A 1,254-nucleotide genomic window follows, 5' to 3' on the forward strand; every position below is an offset into this window, starting at 1 on the left:
TGAAGCGTCGTCCACCCTTGTATCTCGACTACCTCCTCGCCAGAGGCGATAGTTCCCGACTGATCATCGGGGGAGGAGCTGCAAGCCGTGTCCACCCTAAAGCCTTGAGCTTGTAACGTAGATTGCGCTGCACTTCTCCGCACTCATCCCGTAAGTCCGAACGGTATCCAGAGCTTCGAGCTCGCATCAACAAGGTAGGACGGATGCAGTGACGATCAGCCATTTACAGGAGGACATGATGAGCGCTGTTGTCGGTATTGATATTGCTAAACACACCTTTGACATTGCGACCCTGCAGGTCAACGGTAAGTACCGCACCAAAGCCAAGTTGGCCAACGATCCGGACGGATTCGAGCTCTTGCAGCAGTGGTTGAGCAAGCACGCAGAGCCACATGCCTGGATCGTGATGGAGGCGACAGGCATTTACCACGAGGCGCTCGCCGAGTGGCTGCACAAAAGAGATTACAAGGTTTGCGTTCTGAACCCATCTCAGACTGCTAGCTACGCCACCAGTCAGTTGCAGCGAGTGAAGACGGACAAGGTCGACGCCAAACTGATTACCGAGTATGGCCTTAGACACCAGGACAAGTTGCGCGCCTGGCAGCCTGAAAAGCCCTCCATTCGCCGTCTCCGAGCCCTGATGCGGCGCTTGAAGGATCTCCAGGAACTGGAGCAGATGGAACAGAACCGTCTGGACGTCACCAGCGATGCCAAAGCAGCCGAGTCGATCCAGTCCATGCTCGCGCACATACGCCAACAGATCGCTGACACGTTGAAGGCCATCCAAGAGCACTTCGATGACCACGATGATCTCAGGGGGCAGCGGGATCTGCTCAAGAGCATTAATGGCATCGCCGACAAAACGGCTGCGCTGTTATTGGCCGAGCTTGGTGATATCCAGCGCTTTGACAGCAGCAGAGCCGTTACAGCTTTTGCGGGTCTGAACCCCAAGCTGCAAGAGTCCGGAAAGCTCAAAGGCCATGTCTGCATATCGCGAATGGGCTCGGCGCTGCTTCGCTGCGGGCTCTATCTGCCCGCTGTTTCCTCCATGACCCATAACCCCGCCATCAAGGCGATGGCTGAACGTATGCGCGACAAAGGAAAAGCAGGCAAAAAGATTGTCTGCGCGGCCATGCGCAAGCTGCTGTGCATTGCTTACGGAGTGCTTAAATCAGGTAATCCCTTCGACCCTAAATTGGCTGTTGCGAAGTGAGATTCAAGACGGTATCTACGTCATGAAGCCCACCAAATCGA

At 55.3% G+C, this 1,254-nt stretch carries 1 protein-coding gene; it reads left to right on the top strand.

The genetic code is table 11. The features are described 5' to 3' along the window. Positions 1-238 precede the first annotated feature (238 nt). Positions 239-1,213 (top strand): IS110 family RNA-guided transposase, encoded by a 975-nt coding sequence (locus DNK10_RS25800; protein WP_131193493.1) that lies wholly within the window; start codon positions 239-241, stop codon positions 1,211-1,213. Positions 1,214-1,254: the final 41 nt, after the last annotated feature.

The sequence above is a fragment of the Phytopseudomonas daroniae genome (assembly GCF_004327275.1).
Classification (GTDB): Bacteria; Pseudomonadota; Gammaproteobacteria; order Pseudomonadales; family Pseudomonadaceae; genus Aquipseudomonas; species Aquipseudomonas daroniae.

Coding starts and splice junctions, on each gene's coding strand:
- DNK10_RS25800 (WP_131193493.1), top strand. CDS start 239: ATGAGCGCTGTTGTCGGTATTGATATTGCTAAACACACCTTTGACATT.